This window comes from Janibacter limosus (assembly GCF_004295485.1).
Taxonomy (GTDB): Bacteria; Actinomycetota; Actinomycetes; order Actinomycetales; family Dermatophilaceae; genus Janibacter; species Janibacter limosus_A.
Genome location: NZ_CP036164.1, coordinates 2,932,263 through 2,947,898 on the forward strand (window position 1 = coordinate 2,932,263; position 15,636 = coordinate 2,947,898).

Below are 15,636 nucleotides of genomic sequence, written 5' to 3' on the forward strand. Positions count from 1 at the left end.
CTCAGCGGGACCCCGACCCGCGCCATGACAGGAGTCGCACAGCCGGATGATCGCGAGACTGAGCACCGCCATCCGCCGGGCCATGCGCCGGGCGGCCACCTCCAAGATTTTCGCCGTCCAGGTCGTCCTTGGCGTCCTGACGGCGCTCGCCGCCATCCCCGCATGGTGGCCACTGGTCGTCGTGGGGCTCGTCCTCCTGATCATCGTCCCCAGCCTGGCCGGGACTGGAAGCACCCGACTCCCGGCACCCGGCACGAATCAGCCCAGGGCCGAGAATCAGCCCAGGGCCGACCGGATGGACGACCTCGAGCGACGGGTCGACGCCCTCAGCGCCCGACTGGTCGCCGGCACCGAACGCACACGGGTCGAGCTGCTCGACGCGCTCCGCGAGGAGCGCCGGACCGACGCGGGCGGGCCCACGTCCTGATGGACCCGTGGGACAAGCTCGTCACGCAGCTCGCTTCCGGCCTCGACGAGCGAGCGGTCCGCGGGTACACCCGGCTCGGCATCCGGACCCGCAGCCCGCTGATCCGGGAGGTCCTGCAGGCCGCCGGGGAGACGGCGGCGCTCGGGTGGGTCACGGCGCTGGGCGGCGCGTCGGACTCGCACGCGCGTGGTCTCGAGATCCTGGACAGGGCGGTCAGCGAGGTCGGTGTGGAGGCCGTACCGGACACCGCACTGGCCATCTGGGGGCACCTGCTGCTGCGGGCTGGTCGCGACGTCGACCTCCAGGCACTGGTCGACAACGACGCCGCACCGCTTCCCCTGATCGACCGGTGGATGCTGCGATCTGACCTGCTCAACCCCCACCGGACCGCCGGCGGCCCTGGCGCGACCGGCGCCCCGGACCCGGACGGCTTGCGTGCGGCGGAGGAACGCTGGCTCGCGGTCTTCAACGAGATCCACACCGCCGACGATCTCGAACCCATCCGGCTGCTGCCCGGCGAGCCGGGCGACACCCTCTACCAGCGACTGGATGCTCCCGTCTCCGACCGGGTCGACGGCGACCTCGTCAGCGTCGTCATGTCGGCCTACCGCCCGGATCGGGACCTGCTGACCGCCGTGCGCAGCGTTCTCGCCCAGACCTGGCACAACATCGAGCTCCTCCTCATCGATGATGCCTCCCCGCCGGGATCCGAGCACCTGCTCGAGGAGGCCGCGGCCATGGACCCCCGCGTCCGTCTGGTCCGCGCCCCCACCAACGGTGGGACCTACGAAGCGCGCAACATCGCCCTGGCCATCGCCGAGGGGCGCTGGATGACCTTCCAGGACAGCGACGACTGGACGCACCCCCGCCGCGTGGAGCACCAGGTGCGCCACCTCCTCGGCTCCAAGCAGGCCCTGGCCAACCGGACGTGGACCCTGCGCTCCTTCCCGGACGTCACCATGACCTACGTGGGATACGAGGCGTCTCGTCTCAACGCCAGCTCCCTGCTCTTCGACCGAGCGGCGGTCATCGACCTCGTCGGCGACTTCGACGGGACGCGCAAGACGGGGGATGTCGAGCTGCCCCTGCGCCTCGACGCGGTGCGGCCCGGGAGCGTTCGCGATCTCAAGCACCCCGCGCCGCTGGCCATCACCCAGCTGCGCGCGGGCTCCCTCTCGCGCAACGACTCCGTCCCCGGGTGGATCCGGTGGGACCGGCTGGCCTACCGCGACAGCTTCTCCGAGTGGCACCAACAGGCCGCGGACGGTCGGATGAGCGCCGTCCTGCCGACCCGGAGCGGCCGGCGACCCTTCCCCCTGCCTCGCTCCTCGTGGGAGCCGGACCGGTCCAAGAACAGTGCGGTCCAGCCGTGGGACGTCGTCGTGCTCGGGGACTTCCGGCCCATGGGCCAGGGCGTGCTGCGCTCGTTGGGCGTGGCCCGCACGTCGAGCGATGCCGGGCTGCGCACCGCGGTGGCCCACGCCGAGTCCACGCGCGCACTCCGGGTCCCCCGGTCGGTCCTGACGCCGCTGCTCTCGACCGAGGTGCGCCTCGGGCGTCTCGGCCTGACCAACGCGCACGAAGAGGAAGTGACCGACCTGCTCGTCGTCACGAGCCCCGACAGCGTCCTCCACCTCGACGAGGCGCAGCTGCGCACCGGCGCCGTCCTCGTCGTGGCCGACGAGACGGACCCCGAGTCCTGGAGCGTCGCCACGGTCGACCGCCGGTGCGAGGAGCTCTTCGGCGTGCTGCCCATCTGGGGCGGGCCCCAGCGACGCCACGTCACGCCCGACGGACCATCTGCGGTCCGCCGCGCCGTCCCGGACGAGCGGTGGTGCCGGTCGGACCTTCCGGTCGTGTCCGGTGTCCGCTGGTCAGTGGTGGCCCATGACCATCGCCGGGCGCACACCGCTGACTCGACGGTGGTCATGGGCCACCACCTCGACGACCACCCCCGACGCTGGCCCAAGCAGGCATCTGACCTCCGCAGCGCCTCGCCCGAGTTGATCACGCTCCCTGGAGGTCGCTCGAGCGTGCCCGTCGAGCTCCACACCCTGTCCCCCCTGACCGTGCCCACCCGGGTGCTGGGACGCCAGCAGCCGGAGCCGTCATGGCTCTCGCTCGCGGGCACCGGCATGACGGTCCGCGAGTTCCTCTCGCACCTCGATGCGTGGGTCTACCTCGGTCGGTGGGACGACGAGGCCGAGCTCGCTGCCCTCGAGGCCCTGGCCGCCGGCCTGCCCTGCGTGCTCCACGAGGACGCCGCCGTCAGCGGGCTGACAGGCCCCGTCCGGTACGTACAGCCGAAGGGAGTGCGCGTCGCGCTGGAGGAGCTGCTCGGGCACACGCCGACGGCAGCAACCTCCGCGAACCTCCGCCAGTCGGAGTGGGGACGCACGCTCGAGCGGCTACGGACCAGCCCGGGCGAGCCCACCGCCTGACCGACCTCAGGGCCAGTGACCTGGGCGTCCGGTGTCCTCAGCGGAGTCGCCCCTACCCGAGGACCTCGGCGTAGATCCGCGCGTAGCGGTCATCGTTGTGCGCCCACGTGCGGTGCCCGAGCACCCACCGGCGCCCCTTGTCGGCAAGCTCCTGGCGATCGGTCGGTGAGGCCGCCAGGCCCTCCAGCACGTCAGCCAGCGATGACGCATCACCGGTGGTGAAGGTCAGTCCACGGTCACCGTTGCCGGTGATCTCCTGCAGCGCCGGCAGGTCCGAGACCACCAGGGGGAGCCCCAGGGCCATCGCTTCGAAGGGCTTGAGGGGGGTCACGAGGCGGGCCGCGCGCTCGTTGATGCGCGGGATGACGAAGACGTCCAGCTGGGCGTAGTACTGCGAGACCTGGTCGTGCGGGATGCGACCTGTGAAGTGGACGGCGTCGCCGGCCTCGCGCTCGACGGCATGGGCCTCCAGCACCTCCCGGCGCGAACCGTCCCCGACGATGAGTGCGGTGGCATCCACTCCTCGACGCCGCAGCTCGAGCGCCGCGTCGATGAGCAGCTCCTGGCCCTCCCGACGATGATCGAGGTTGGACACGTACCCGAAGACGAAGCGGTCGCGCAGGCCGAGCCGACCGGCGAGCTCTTGGTCCCGGGCGACAGGGACAAAGGCCTCCGGGTCCACACCGTTGGGCACCACGTGGACGTGATCCGGGTCGACGTCGCGGGCCACGATGTCGTCCTTCATGGACTCGCTCAGGGTGACGACAGCAGCCGCCTCGCGCAGGCAGTGGGCCTCGGCGGCCCGACGACGCTCGTAGACCTCGGAGCGCTCGGCCCAGTCAGTGTCCTTGGTCCACAGGGCCTCGAAGAATCCGCGAACCTCGTACACGACGGGGATGCCGAGGGCTCGGCCGACGGAGATCGCAACGAGTGCTGCCTCGGTCCCGCGGTGGCCCGAGTGGACGTGGATGAGATCGGGCGACTCCTGAGCGACCACCGGAGCAAGCGCGGTGGCATAGGCGGTCAGGTACTCGTCCCACGGCTCCTTGTCGGGGATGCTGTCGCGCAGCAGGTGCCGGTAGCGCACTCGTGCGACGACCTCCTCGTCTGGGACCTCCTCGACGCCGATGCTCCGAGGGAAGTCCAGCGCGGTCACGGCCACCGGGTCCAGCCCGGCGTCGACCTGGCCCGTCAGGGTGTACATGCTGCGCATCGAGTAACCGCTTTGCCGCTGCGGCATACCGATCTTCAGCAGGTGCAGCACTCGCGTCCGGGATCGGTCACGGGGAGCGGGCTCGGGCAGGTCAGCCAGGATGGCGGGGTCGATCGTCGGCAGCCACCCCGGCTCGGACTCGTTCCATCGTCCCTCGGCCGCACGCAGGTACTTGGGCAGCCCGGTGTCGTGGGGTGCGACCTCGATGCGGCGCCGCAGGGTCTTGATGTGCAGGCTCAGGTTGCCGGCCTTGGATGCGCTCATCTGGATCTGCCGCAGGAGCGCCTTGTCCGGGTCGCTCTGGCGCGCCGTGCGCTGGTACTCCTCGTGCGCCAGGGCCAGAGCCTCCTCGTGGCGGCCTGCCGAGGTGAGCTCGGCCAGTCGGGCCATCGCCTCCTCGTCACCAGGGGCAACAGGTCCGGAGGTGGTGCCACCTCGCCCCAGCCGTCGAACCAGTCGGTCACGCAGACGTCTCAGATCAGCCACGCGCTGAGACTACCCTCGCGCCACGCCGGGAGTCAGGAGGCGGGCACGCGGCCGGTACCACCCTCGTCGGTGACACCCGGAAGCGTCGGCAGATCGTGCAGGTCGTGCTGGTCGGCGAGATAGGCGGGCAGTGCCTCGAGGAGCTCACGCTGGGAGCGGGTGAGCCCGGCCCCCTGCGACACCGGCACATCCAGGACGAGCCAGGCCCGGTAGTGGTCGGTCATGGACACGACGCGCCGTGCCCGGTGGCGGCGCACGGCCTGCCCATCGCCGAGGTCGGCAGGATCAGGCAGGAGCTCGACGGCGTGACCGGCCCGACGCACGGGCGCCAGGGCGTCCCCCGTGACCAGGAACACGGCGCGGAAACAGCGCAACCGCACCTGCAGCCGCCCGATCTCGGCCACGACGGCCTCGACCTCCTCGACCGTCGCCGGCCGCGACCCGTCAGGGTCGTCGAGGGTGACGATGACGATCGGCCACCGGTCCGCCCCGGCCACGTCCACGTCCGCCGTCGTGACCAGGGGGTGGCTGGAGCCACCCAGGCGCCCCCCTTCGCCCACGAGGCGGGTCAGGAGGTCCACGACGGTCTCGTTGCCTCGGATGCGCGGCAGCACGCTGTCGGTCACCCGGCGGTAGCCGGGAGCCGAACGGACCCGGCGCGCCAGGGCGCTCAACCTGCTGCTGGGGGGTGGCGCGGCACTGCTCATCAGGCGACTCCGGACGAAGGGAGGGACAACAGCTCTCGGATGACCGCGGCGGCCTGGGGCGCGCCGTTGCCGGGGTCCGCCGCGCGGGCGAGCGCCGCCATCTGCGGCCCGCGCTCGAGCAGGTCGGCCAGGAGCGACCCCGTCGACGAGGAGGCCAGGTCGGTGGCGCCCAGCGCCCACCCGGAGCGGACAGCGTGCTCCACGCGGGTCTCCTGATCATCGAGGTTGGTGTGGGTGTTGGGCACGAACAGGCTCGGCAGGCCCAGGCGCAGGTTCTCGTGGAAGGAGTTGTAGCCCGCTGCGCTCACCGCGAGGTCGAAGGCCGCGAACCGACGGCTGATGGGGAAGTCCCGCACATGGTGGACGTCCAGGCTCGTGCCGGCCTGCCCGGCGATCTCGGCCTGCGTCACGCACGCACCCACACCCAGGTCGGACAGACCCGCGACGACGGCGCCGAGGTCACCGCTCGTGTCGTTGATGTTGCCCGCGCCGAGGGAGACCAGCGCGAGCGGGCCCTCGGCCGGCAGTGCGAGCGCGCGCCGCGCGGTGGCCCGATCCTGCAGGTCGACCGTGTCGACGAGGGTCACCGGCCCCACTCGTCGCGCGTTGCGACCGACCGTGGCACCACGGTCCGATGCCTGGGCGAGGTCGCCGGGCTCGAGCACGAGATCGAACCAGCTCTCCTTGGCCAGCTGGTCGACATTGCGGTCGGGGCGCCACATGGCCCGGCGCGACCACACCCACCGGGCACCGGGGACGGCCTCACGGGCGAGGTCCATACCTGCATATGGGTGGGTGCCGTCGAAGACGACGACATCGGGACGGGTCCGCCTCAGGTACTCGACGAGCCGGTCGAGGAAGAGTCGGCGCCAGGTCGCCGCCCGCAACCCGCTGCTGCCCCGAGAGGGCAGGTACTCGTAGCGGTGGCCCATCGCGGCGACGACCGGGACGGCCGTGGACATCGACAGGAACCGCACGTCGGCACCCTCGAGGCCCTGCGCGTAGGCCAGCAACCGGGTGAGGTGCCCCATCCCCGTGCCATTGCTCGACATGAGGACCACTCGTGCGGGCGCGTTGTCGGCAGCGGATCCCATGGCAAGGCATCCTGTCATGAGGGCTCCCCACATCGGCGAGCCGTCGAGTGGCTGAGCGTCCCTACAAGGCGGCGGCTGTACACTCCACACGCCACATACCTGCATCAAGGAGCAGCATGTCAATGGACGTCGCGATCATCGGCCAGGGGTACGTCGGGCTTCCCCTCGCTCTGGAGGCCTCCCGCGTCGGGGTCAAGGTCCTCGGCTTCGACATCAACGAGGGTGTCGTCAAGGCACTGAACTCCGGTGTCTCGCACATCGACGACCTCTCCGACGACGACATCCGCGCGATGCTCGACGCCGGCTTCGAGGCCACCACCGACCCGAGCCGCCTCGACGAGGTCAAGACCATCATCATCTGCGTCCCGACCCCGCTCTCCGAGGACGGCGGCCCGGACCTCGGCCCGATCAACTCTGCCGTCAAGACGATCTCCGAGCACCTGCACGCAGGTCAGACGATCGTCCTCGAGTCGACGACCTACCCGGGCACGACCGACGAGGTCGTGCGTCCGGCCCTCGAGGCCGGTGGCCTCGTCGCGGGCAAGGACTTCTTCCTCGCCTTCTCCCCGGAGCGCATCGACCCGGGCAACGAGCAGTACGGCGCCAAGAACACCCCCAAGGTCGTCGGTGGCCACACGCCCGCCTGCGGTGACGCGGCAGCGGCCTTCTACGGCCAGTTCGTCGACACCGTCGTGCGCGCCAAGGGCACCCGCGAGGCCGAGACGGCCAAGCTCCTGGAAAACACGTACCGCCACATCAACATCGCCCTGGTCAACGAGATGGCGCGCTTCTGCCACGACCTCGACATCGACCTGTGGGACGTCATCAACGCGGCCAAGACCAAGCCCTTCGGCTTCCAGGCCTTCTACCCCGGGCCCGGCGTCGGCGGTCACTGCATCCCGATCGACCCCAACTACCTCTCCTACAACGTGCGCGCCAAGCTGGGTTACCCCTTCCGCTTCGTCGAGCTCGCGCAGGAGATCAACGCGACGATGCCGGCCTATGTCGTGCAGCGTGCGCAGAACATCCTCAACGAGGACAGCAAGTCACTGCGCGGCTCCACCGTCCTGCTCCTCGGCGTGACCTACAAGCCGGACATCGCCGACCAGCGCGAGTCGCCCGCGGTGCCCCTGGCACAGCAGCTCCTCGCCAAGGGTGCGAGCGTCCAGTACTTCGACGCCAAGGTGATGGACTGGAAGGCCGTCCCCGAGGCCGCCCGCGCCGACGACCTCGACGCCGCCGTCGCAGCCGCGGACCTCACCGTCCTCGTCCAGAACCACAAGACCTTCGACGTCGAAGCCCTCGCTGGCAAGTCGCAGCGGTTCTTCGACACGCGTGGCGTGGCCGAGGACAGCGACAAGGTCGAGCGACTGTGACCGAGGCCCCCCAGCGGGCCTCTCTCCCCTCGAGACTGACACCGACGGAGGCCGCAGACCTCGCGGCCCGTCATGGACTGCGGACGCTCAGCGAGCGTCCGCAGTTCGGGCGCTACCTGTCCGACCTGTGGAACCGCAGGTCCTTCCTGTGGACCCTCTCGTCCGCACAGTCGCGTGCCCAGAACGAAGGAAACCACCTGGGGCAGCTGTGGGCGGTGCTCAACCCGGCGCTGCTCATCGGCAGCTACTTCCTCATCTTCGGGGTGCTGCTCAACACCCGTGGTGGAGTCGCCAACTTCGTGGGCTTCCTGGCCATCGGCGTCATCATGTTCGCCTTCACCTCGTCGGTCCTCACCAAGGGGGCCAAATCCGTCTCGAGCAACACCTCCTTGGTGCGGGCACTGCACTTCCCCCGAGCGATCCTGCCCATGTCGGTGATGCTCACGGAGCTGCTCGCTGCGACTCCGGCCTTCCTCCTGCTCTTCGCCCTGATGTTCATCACGGGCGAGACGCCTGACTGGGAATGGCTGCTCTTCCCCGTCGCAGTGCTCATGCAGGGCATGTCGTTGCTCGGCGTCGCCTTCATCTTCGCCCGGATCGTCAACGCCTCGCGCGACCTGGGCAATCTGATCTCCGTCGTGGTCCGCCTGCTGCGCTACGTCTCCGGTGTCTTCTTCCCGGTAGCGCACTACGTCAGTGGCCAACCCCAGGTGGTGCAGGACGCCCTGATCTACCAGCCCTTCTCGCTCATGCTCACGACCGGACGCCAGGCGCTCCTCACCGACGCCCAGCACGCGGTCGTCCCGCGGGACTGGCTGATCATGGCCGCATGGTCGATCATCCTGGTCACCGTCGGACTGGTGATCTTCTGGCGAGACGAGGCGAAGTACGGCCGTGGCTGAGCAGAGCAACGAAACGGGCGCCCAAGCAGACCCGACGGTCGTCGTCAACCACCTGGACGTGAAGTACACCGTCTACGGCGGCGGGAGACGCGGCACCCCCATGGGTCAGCGGGGCATGTCCTTCTTCGACCGGATCCAGCAACGGCCCGAGCCCAAGATCCGCGAGATCCACGCGGTCAAAGACGTCAGCTTCATCGCCCGGCACGGCGAGTCGATCGGCATCATCGGTCGCAATGGCTCGGGCAAGTCGACCCTGCTGCGTGCGGTCGCCGGACTCATCCCCCCGGCCGGCGGCCGGCTGTGGGTCGCCGGTGAGCCCTCGCTCCTGGGCGTCAACGCGGTCCTGATGAACAAGCTCAGCGGTGAGCGCAACATCCAGATCGGCGCCCAGGCTCTAGGCCTCTCCAGGGCCGAGATCGCCGAGCGCTTCGACGACATCGTCGAGTTCTCCGGCATCGGCGACGCCGTCTATCTGCCGATGAGCACCTACTCATCGGGTATGGCCGCCCGGCTGCGCTTCGCCATCTCGACCGCCGCGGCCCCGGACGTGCTGATGATCGACGAGGCGCTGGCCACCGGTGACGCCGACTTCCGGGCCAAGAGCGCTGCCCGCATCGCGGAGATCCGCAAGGAGGCCGGCACGGTCTTCCTCGTGTCGCACTCGAACTCCAGCATCCGTCAGATGTGCGACCGAGCAATGTGGATGGACCACGGCCAACTGATCATGGACGGGCCGGTGGACCAGGTGCTCGAGGCTTACGAGGAGACCCTGCCGAAGAAGAAGTCCTCGAAGAAGAACACCCCACCCAAGGAAGCCGACGTCCCCGGGACGACCCGATGGGCGGGGGCCAACCGATTCCAGACGGCCGCACACATCGTCCGCCAAAACTTCCAGCCGGGGGTGGGGGGTTGCTTCATCGTGAGCGTTCACCGGCTGGCCGCCGCCCGGATCGTCGTCCCAATCGCCGCTCAGCTCGGCTGGCCGATCATGTGGGTACGTCCCGGGACGGTGCCGTCGACGACCCGCGAGGACCTCGCCGGGCTCTCGCCAGAGCGCGTCATCGTCGTCGGCGGAGACGAGCTGGTCAATGCCGACAGCTTCGAGCGGATCCAGGAGATCGTCGGTGGGCGCGCTGAGCGCATGGGCAGCGACGACGCGGCCCAGACCTCGGTCGAGCTGCTGCGCGCCTTTCCGCCGGCGGACCCCTCGACCGTGCACATCACGCCGTCGCACAGCGCCGGCCGCAACCCGGCCGTCTCCTTGGCCGCCGCCACCGCGGGCCAGTTCGTCGTGGCCTGCGACGAGGCCGGCACCCCGCCCCAGCAGCTCGTCGACGCATTGGCCGGCCTCTCCCCGCAGCGGCTGCTCGTCAGCGGCAACGAGGAGGACTGGTCCTCGGAGACCATCGAGGCCCTGCGCGCTGCCACCGGAGCCACGATCGAGTTCCCCACGATCAACGGGCCACAGGCTCTCGTCGCCTCCCTGTGGGACGACCACGAGCCCGGTGGCGAGATCATGGTCGTGGGCAAGTCGTCGGTCGAGCTCCTCACCGCCGTGGTCGCCGCGGTGTCCACCGACCGGGCGCTCCTGCTGTGCACCACCAACCGGGTGCCGCGCGTCTACGACGAGATCCTCACGCGGCTGGAGCCGCGGCACATCATCCTCGCGGCCTCCCCGACGGCGTTGCCCCTGCGGGTGCGCACGGCGCTGGGCGAGGTCGTCGCGCGCTCCGAGGGCGAGTCAGCGACGGGGTGAGCGCTCGCCCGCGACGTCGGTGAGCGCCTCGACAAAGGCCGCGCCCCCCTTCGCCCAGTCGTACCGCTCGCGCACGAGCTCACGGCCGCGCTCCCCCATGGCCGCTGCCTGCTCAGGAGCCCGCCACAGCCGGAGCGCGGCATCTGCCACCGCCTGCGGGTCGTCGAAGGGCACGACGACTCCCGCATCGGCCTCCGCGACGATCCCGCGCGCCAGCGGCAACGGCGTCGTGATGGCGGGGACGCCGTGGGCCAGGTACTCGACGACCTTGGTCGGCATGGACCCCCGATAGTTGGGCAGGTCGCGCAGGAGGGACAGGCCCGCCAGCGCCCCGTCGATCGTGGCCATCGCCTGCTCGGCCGGCTGGAAGCCGTGCCAGACGACCACGCCCTCCGCGACACCCGCCTCCATGGCGACGCGCGAGGCCTCGTCACGCGCCGGACCGACGACCTCGAGGGTGATCTCGCCGGCCGAGGCCGCATGCGCCAGGCGTGCCCCCTCGACCATGAGCTCGCTGCCGCGCGCGCGGGTGAGGTTGCCGACGTGGATCAGGCGGGCACCGCCGGCTGCGGGGACGGACCGGGGGATGACCACCGCATTGGGCACGACGACGTGCTCCCGGCGGAACCGGTCGGCGTAGGCGTGCTCGGCCAGCAGCAGCGGGTGGCGTCGCTCCACGAGGCGCTCCGCAGCCCGCCAGGCACCCGCGACGGGACGACGAAGGGGGCGGGGCAGCCAGTCCTTGACGGCGAGCGCACCGGCGGGGTCCTCGTGGACATCCCACACGAGGTGGTCCAGGCGCAGTCCTGCTGTGGCGATGAGCAGCTCGGGGTCGTGGACGACGATGACATCGTGCTCTGGGGCCAGTCGACGCACCTGGGCCCGGGCAGCGCGCGCCGCGCCCACGCGCTCGCGTCCAGTCGCGCGCGGCAGATCCACGCAGGTCAGGCCGCCCTCGGGTGCGGGGACCACCACGGCGTGGGCGCTGAACGGCGCCAGATAGGTCACCTGCCACCCCGCATCGAGCAACGCGGCGATCTCGCGGTGCCGGATCCTGGAGTCCTGAGGGTGGTGCACGACGGTCACGACGAGGGCGCGCAAGGGCCGCCCGGGTGCGTTGTCGGTCACTGCTGCTCCCTCCGTCCCCTCCGTCGGGCCGATCCTACGTCGCGTGGCACGGACCGATGGAACGGAAGCGCTCCGACTCATGTACCGTTGGCATCACGAGAAACCACACAGATCCGGGTCCGCTCTGGTAGTTCTGCCAATCCCACGGGAGCGGCAGGAGGATCAGCGCCGACCCGCACTAGCGTATGAGGGGGTCACGCCATGGGGCGCGGCCGAGCGAAAGCAAAGCAGACCAAGGTTGCCCGCGAGCTGAAGTACTACTCGCCGGACACCGATCTGCGGGCGCTGGAGTCGGAACTTCACGGTCAGTCCACCAAGCCGGCGACACGTGCGACGCACGATGACGCCCGCGACGCGGACCCGGACGACTACGACGACTGGTCCCCGCCACAGCGGTGACGTGGCATCGACTGACCCACAGGGTCAGCTCACTCCCTGAGTCAGATCAACCCCTGACGACGCGCCTCGGCGGCCGCCGCGTCGCGGTGCCGCACCCCGAGCCGTCCGTACGTGTGCGACAGGTGCGACTTCACCGCTGACAGGCTGAGGTAGAGGTGCTCTGCGATCTCCTGGTTGCCCAGACCGGCAGCCACGAGACGCAGCACCTCCACCTCCCGATCGGTCAGCGGTGGGACCTCTCGTCGCACCCGCTGCACCAGTGGTCCCGTCACGGGTTGATCCGTCTCGGCGACCTCACCGCGGGCTGCGGCCCGGATCGCCGCACCGATCTGCAGCGGTGTGCTCGAGTCCGCCACGCACCCGTGCGCTCCGGACCCGAGCAGCTCGTCCGCGGCACCCACGTCGTGCATCAGCACGATCCAGGCCACGTCCGCCCGACGCCGCGGGTGACGCAGCACGTCCAGCGGGCCCTGGCCCACGTCCAGCCCCCCGAGCAGGACCACGACATCCGTGGCCGGGGTCGAGGCGACCTCGACGAGGGTCGCAGCCGGCGTCGTGACCTCGAGATCGGGCTCGGCGCCAAGCACCGCGACGAGCGCCTGGCAGCGGGACTCGTCGGCATCGGCCACGAGGACCCGCGTGACGGGTCTCAGGCGTGCTCCCCGACGACCTGCACGGCGCCGCCGTGCACTCCCTTCGCCCCCTGGACGACCTCGATGCCCTCCTGCGGGCGGGTCGTGGCGGCGTCGGAGACCTCACCGAGGACCCACGCATCGATGCCGGCCGCCGTGGAGCGCGCGATCGCGGCGTCGACGGACTCCTGCGGCAGCGCCGCGACGAAGCCGATGCCCATGTTGAGCGTGCGCTCGAGATCAGTGCGCGGGACCGCTCCGAGCTGCCCGACGAGCGAGAAGATCGGCGGGGGCGTCCACGTGGCGCGGTCGACCCGGGCCAAGGTGCCCTCGGGCAGCACCCGGGCGAGGTTGGCAGCGAGCCCACCACCGGTGACGTGGCTGAGCGCGTGCACGTCGACGTCGTCGGCACGGACCAGGTCGAGCAGTGCCTTGGTGTAGATGCGAGTGGGCTCCAGGAGCTCCTCGCCGAGCGTGCGGCCGAGCTCGTCGACCTGCCGGTCGAGCTCCCAACCGGCCGAGGCGATGACCCGGCGCACGAGCGAGTAGCCGTTGGAGTGCAGGCCGGACGAGGCGAAGGCCAGGACGACGTCGCCGGCGGCCACGCGGTCCGGGCCGAGGACCTCGTCGCGCTCGACGACACCGGTGGCGGCGCCCGCCACGTCGTACTCGTCGGGGTCGAGCAGACCGGGGTGCTCCGCGGTCTCGCCGCCGACGAGCGCCACACCGGCGAGCTCGCACCCCTTCGCGATGCCGGCGACGATGGCCGCGATGCGCTCCGGGACGACCTTGCCGGTCGCGATGTAGTCGGTCATGAAGAGCGGCTCGGCACCGCACACGACGATGTCGTCGACGACCATGCCGACGAGGTCCTGCCCGATCGTGTCGTGACGGTCCAGCGCCTGCGCGATGGCGACCTTGGTCCCCACCCCGTCGGTGGAGGTCGCCAGGACCGGGTGGCGCATGCCCTGCAGCGCGCTGGCGTCGAACATGCCGGCGAAGCCGCCCAGGCCCCCGAGGACCTCCGGGCGGGTGGCGCGGCGCACCGACTCCTTCATCAGGTCGACGGCCTTGTCGCCGGCCTCGACGTCGACGCCGGCGTCGGCATAGGTGATCGGGGTCTGCTGGGTCACGGTCGGCGTACCGCCTCTTCGGTCGGGGTGAACTCGAGCTCGAGCAGGGACTTGCCGAGGCGGTCCTCGCTCGGCAGCTCCATCGGGTAGGTGCCGGAGAAGCAGGCGGTGCACAGCTCGTCGCGGGACTGGTCTGTCGCGGCGATCATGCCGTCCTCGCTGATGTAGCCCAGCGAGTCGGCCCCGAGCGACGTACGGATCTCGTCGACCCCGAGCCCGGTGGCGATCAGCTCCGCGCGGGTGGCGAAGTCGATGCCGAAGAAGCAGGGCCACTTGATCGGTGGGGAGGAGATGCGCACGTGCACCTCGGCCGCGCCGGCCTCGCGCAGCATCCGCACGACCGCCCGCTGGGTGTTGCCGCGCACGATGGAGTCGTCGACGATGATCAGGCGCTTGCCCTTGATCACGTGGTGCAGCGGGTTGAGCTTGAGCCGGATGCCGAGCTGGCGGATGGTCTGGCTCGGCTGGATGAAGGTGCGCCCGACATAGGCGTTCTTGACCAGCCCCTGGCCGAAGGGGATGCCCGACTCCTGCGCGTAGCCGATCGCCGCGGGGGTCCCCGACTCGGGCGTCGCGATGACCAGGTCGGCCTCGGCCGGGTGCTCGCGGGCGAGGGTGCGGCCCATCTCGACCCGGGCCTCGTGGACGGTCGTGCCGTTGATCGTCGTGTCGGGACGGGCGAGGTAGACGTACTCGAAGACGCAGCCCTTGCGGGCCGGCTCGGCGAACTGCTGGGTCCGCAGGCCGTCCTCGTCGATGGTGACCAGCTCGCCCGGCTCGATCTCACGGACGAAGGAGGCGCCGACGATGTCGAGGGCCGCGGTCTCGGAGGCCACGACCCAGCCGCGCTCGAGGCGACCGATGACCAGCGGGCGCAGACCCTGGGGGTCGCGCGCGGCGTAGAGGGTGTTCTCGTTCATGAAGACGAAGCAGTACGCGCCGCGCAGCTTGGGCAGCAGCTCCATCGCGGCGTCCTCGAGGGACTGGTGCTCGTCGTGCGCCAGGAGCGCGGTGACCAGGGCGGTGTCCGAGGTGTTGCCGCGGCGCAGCTCGCCGTCGGTGATCCGGCGGATCTTGCCGTCGTCGCCGGGGATCTCGTCGCCGTGGCTCTCGACGAGGTCGCGCAGCTCTGCGGAGTTGATCAGGTTGCCGTTGTGCGCCAGGGCCACCGTGCCGGTCTCGTGCCCGCCGAGGGTCGGCTGCGCATTTTCCCACGTCGACCCACCCGTCGTGGAGTAGCGGCAGTGGCCGACGGCGATGTGACCACGAAGGGTGGACAGGCTCCGCTCGTCGAAGACCTGGGAGACCAGACCCATGTCCTTGTAGACGAGGATCTGCCTGCCGTTGGAGGTCGCGATGCCCGCCGACTCCTGACCACGGTGCTGCAGCGCGTACAGCCCGTAGTAGGTCAGCTTGGCGACATCCTCACCGGGCGCCCAGACGCCGAAGACACCGCAGGCGTCTTGAGGTCCCTTTTCGCCCGGCAGCAGGTCATGGGACAGGTTTCCGTCTCCGCGTGGCACGAGGACCAGTCTCCCACAGGCGCGCACTACCCCGCGTCCCCCTCCACTTCCCCTCTCCTTGAGGTCGCGCGCACCCGAAGGCACATCTCCTTGAGGTCGTGCGCACCCGAAGGCGCATCTCCTTAAGGTCGTGCGCACCCGGGTGCGCACGACCTTAAGGAGATGCGGAGGAGGGGTGCTTCTACTTGCGGTAGGTGAGCAGCGCGACCACGACCGCGCCGACGAGGGCGCCCAGCAGCAGACCGAGGACGCTCATGTAGCCCAGGGCCGCGCTCGGGTCGTAGGTGATGTCGAAGCCCTCGTTGCGGTTGGGCCCGATCCACGAGATGACACCGAAGACGATGAAGCCGACGATCGCCCCGGTCGCGACGAAGGGAAGTGGCTTGGGGTTGCTCCGGGGGCGCTTGGTACTCACCCCT

General features: G+C 70.5%; 14 protein-coding genes. 6 read left to right on the top strand and 8 right to left on the bottom strand.

Annotation, left to right across the window (positions count from 1 at the left end; translation table 11 throughout):
• Positions 1-46: 46 nt before the first annotated feature.
• Positions 47-427, top strand: a complete 381-nt coding sequence (locus EXU32_RS14045) for a hypothetical protein (protein WP_130630461.1) — start codon at positions 47-49, stop codon at positions 425-427.
• Positions 427-2,868: a glycosyltransferase family 2 protein gene (locus tag EXU32_RS14050; protein WP_130630462.1), complete on the top strand. Its 2,442-nt coding sequence runs from the start codon at positions 427-429 to the stop codon at positions 2,866-2,868. Before EXU32_RS14045 ends, EXU32_RS14050 begins: the two co-directional genes overlap by 1 nt.
• Before the next feature lie 52 nt (positions 2,869-2,920).
• On the opposite strand, the gene EXU32_RS14055 is transcribed toward EXU32_RS14050, so the two are convergent.
• From EXU32_RS14055 to EXU32_RS14065, 3 genes are read right to left on the bottom strand one after another with little or no spacing between them, the layout of a single operon-like run.
• On the bottom strand, positions 2,921-4,567 hold the full coding sequence (locus EXU32_RS14055; RefSeq protein ID WP_130630463.1) for a glycosyltransferase family 4 protein: 1,647 nt from the start codon (positions 4,565-4,567) through the stop codon (positions 2,921-2,923).
• Positions 4,568-4,599: 32 nt separating this feature from the next.
• Entirely contained in the window at positions 4,600-5,274 is a 675-nt protein-coding gene (locus EXU32_RS14060; RefSeq protein ID WP_130630464.1) for a hypothetical protein, read from the bottom strand.
• Entirely contained in the window at positions 5,274-6,368 is a 1,095-nt protein-coding gene (locus EXU32_RS14065; protein WP_130630465.1) for a glycosyltransferase, read from the bottom strand. Before EXU32_RS14065 ends, EXU32_RS14060 begins: the two co-directional genes overlap by 1 nt.
• A gap of 116 nt (positions 6,369-6,484) precedes the next feature.
• Between EXU32_RS14065 and EXU32_RS14070 the strand changes: the two genes are divergently transcribed.
• The 3 genes from EXU32_RS14070 to EXU32_RS17655 are packed head-to-tail and all read left to right on the top strand — an operon-like array spanning position 6,485 to position 10,402.
• A complete protein-coding gene (locus tag EXU32_RS14070) occupies positions 6,485-7,744 on the top strand; it encodes a nucleotide sugar dehydrogenase (protein WP_130630466.1) in 1,260 nt (419 codons plus the stop codon).
• The gene (locus EXU32_RS14075) at positions 7,741-8,646 is read left to right on the top strand and encodes an ABC transporter permease (protein ID WP_130630467.1); all 906 of its coding nucleotides are present in this window, start codon (positions 7,741-7,743) and stop codon (positions 8,644-8,646) included. Before EXU32_RS14070 ends, EXU32_RS14075 begins: the two co-directional genes overlap by 4 nt.
• On the top strand, positions 8,639-10,402 hold the full coding sequence (locus EXU32_RS17655; protein WP_165399688.1) for an ATP-binding cassette domain-containing protein: 1,764 nt from the start codon (positions 8,639-8,641) through the stop codon (positions 10,400-10,402). Before EXU32_RS14075 ends, EXU32_RS17655 begins: the two co-directional genes overlap by 8 nt.
• Here EXU32_RS17655 and EXU32_RS14085 read toward each other — a convergent pair.
• Positions 10,388-11,530 carry a glycosyltransferase family 4 protein gene (locus EXU32_RS14085; protein WP_165399689.1) on the bottom strand — a complete coding sequence of 381 codons (1,143 nt, stop codon included), beginning with the start codon at positions 11,528-11,530 and terminating at the stop codon, positions 10,388-10,390. The two genes, EXU32_RS17655 and EXU32_RS14085, sit on opposite strands and share 15 nt — an antisense overlap.
• Positions 11,531-11,731: 201 nt before the next feature.
• Between EXU32_RS14085 and EXU32_RS14090 the strand changes: the two genes are divergently transcribed.
• Complete coding sequence (locus EXU32_RS14090) at positions 11,732-11,929, top strand: DUF3073 domain-containing protein (RefSeq protein ID WP_055998253.1); 198 nt, start codon at positions 11,732-11,734, stop codon at positions 11,927-11,929.
• 41 nt (positions 11,930-11,970) lie between these two features.
• On the opposite strand, the gene EXU32_RS14095 is transcribed toward EXU32_RS14090, so the two are convergent.
• The 4 genes from EXU32_RS14095 to EXU32_RS14110 form a co-directional block, all read right to left on the bottom strand.
• Positions 11,971-12,558 (bottom strand): helix-turn-helix transcriptional regulator, encoded by a 588-nt coding sequence (locus tag EXU32_RS14095; RefSeq protein ID WP_130630469.1) that lies wholly within the window; start codon positions 12,556-12,558, stop codon positions 11,971-11,973.
• A gap of 20 nt (positions 12,559-12,578) precedes the next feature.
• Positions 12,579-13,694 carry a phosphoribosylformylglycinamidine cyclo-ligase gene (gene purM / locus EXU32_RS14100; RefSeq protein WP_130630470.1) on the bottom strand — a complete coding sequence of 372 codons (1,116 nt, stop codon included), beginning with the start codon at positions 13,692-13,694 and terminating at the stop codon, positions 12,579-12,581.
• Positions 13,691-15,217: an amidophosphoribosyltransferase gene (gene purF, locus EXU32_RS14105; protein ID WP_130630471.1), complete on the bottom strand. Its 1,527-nt coding sequence runs from the start codon at positions 15,215-15,217 to the stop codon at positions 13,691-13,693. Before purF ends, purM begins: the two co-directional genes overlap by 4 nt.
• Before the next feature lie 181 nt (positions 15,218-15,398).
• The gene (locus tag EXU32_RS14110) at positions 15,399-15,632 is read right to left on the bottom strand and encodes a hypothetical protein (RefSeq protein ID WP_130630472.1); all 234 of its coding nucleotides are present in this window, start codon (positions 15,630-15,632) and stop codon (positions 15,399-15,401) included.
• Positions 15,633-15,636 lie beyond the last annotated feature (4 nt).

Excerpts from the sequence above, each read along its gene's own strand:
- EXU32_RS14045 (WP_130630461.1), top strand. The coding sequence starts at position 47 with ATGATCGCGAGACTGAGCACCGCCATCCGCCGGGCCATGCGCCGGGCG.
- EXU32_RS14050 (WP_130630462.1), top strand. The coding sequence starts at position 427 with ATGGACCCGTGGGACAAGCTCGTCACGCAGCTCGCTTCCGGCCTCGAC.
- EXU32_RS14060 (WP_130630464.1), bottom strand. The coding sequence starts at position 5,274 with ATGAGCAGTGCCGCGCCACCCCCCAGCAGCAGGTTGAGCGCCCTGGCG.
- EXU32_RS14065 (WP_130630465.1), bottom strand. The coding sequence starts at position 6,368 with ATGGGATCCGCTGCCGACAACGCGCCCGCACGAGTGGTCCTCATGTCG.
- EXU32_RS14070 (WP_130630466.1), top strand. The coding sequence starts at position 6,485 with ATGTCAATGGACGTCGCGATCATCGGCCAGGGGTACGTCGGGCTTCCC.
- EXU32_RS14090 (WP_055998253.1), top strand. The coding sequence starts at position 11,732 with ATGGGGCGCGGCCGAGCGAAAGCAAAGCAGACCAAGGTTGCCCGCGAG.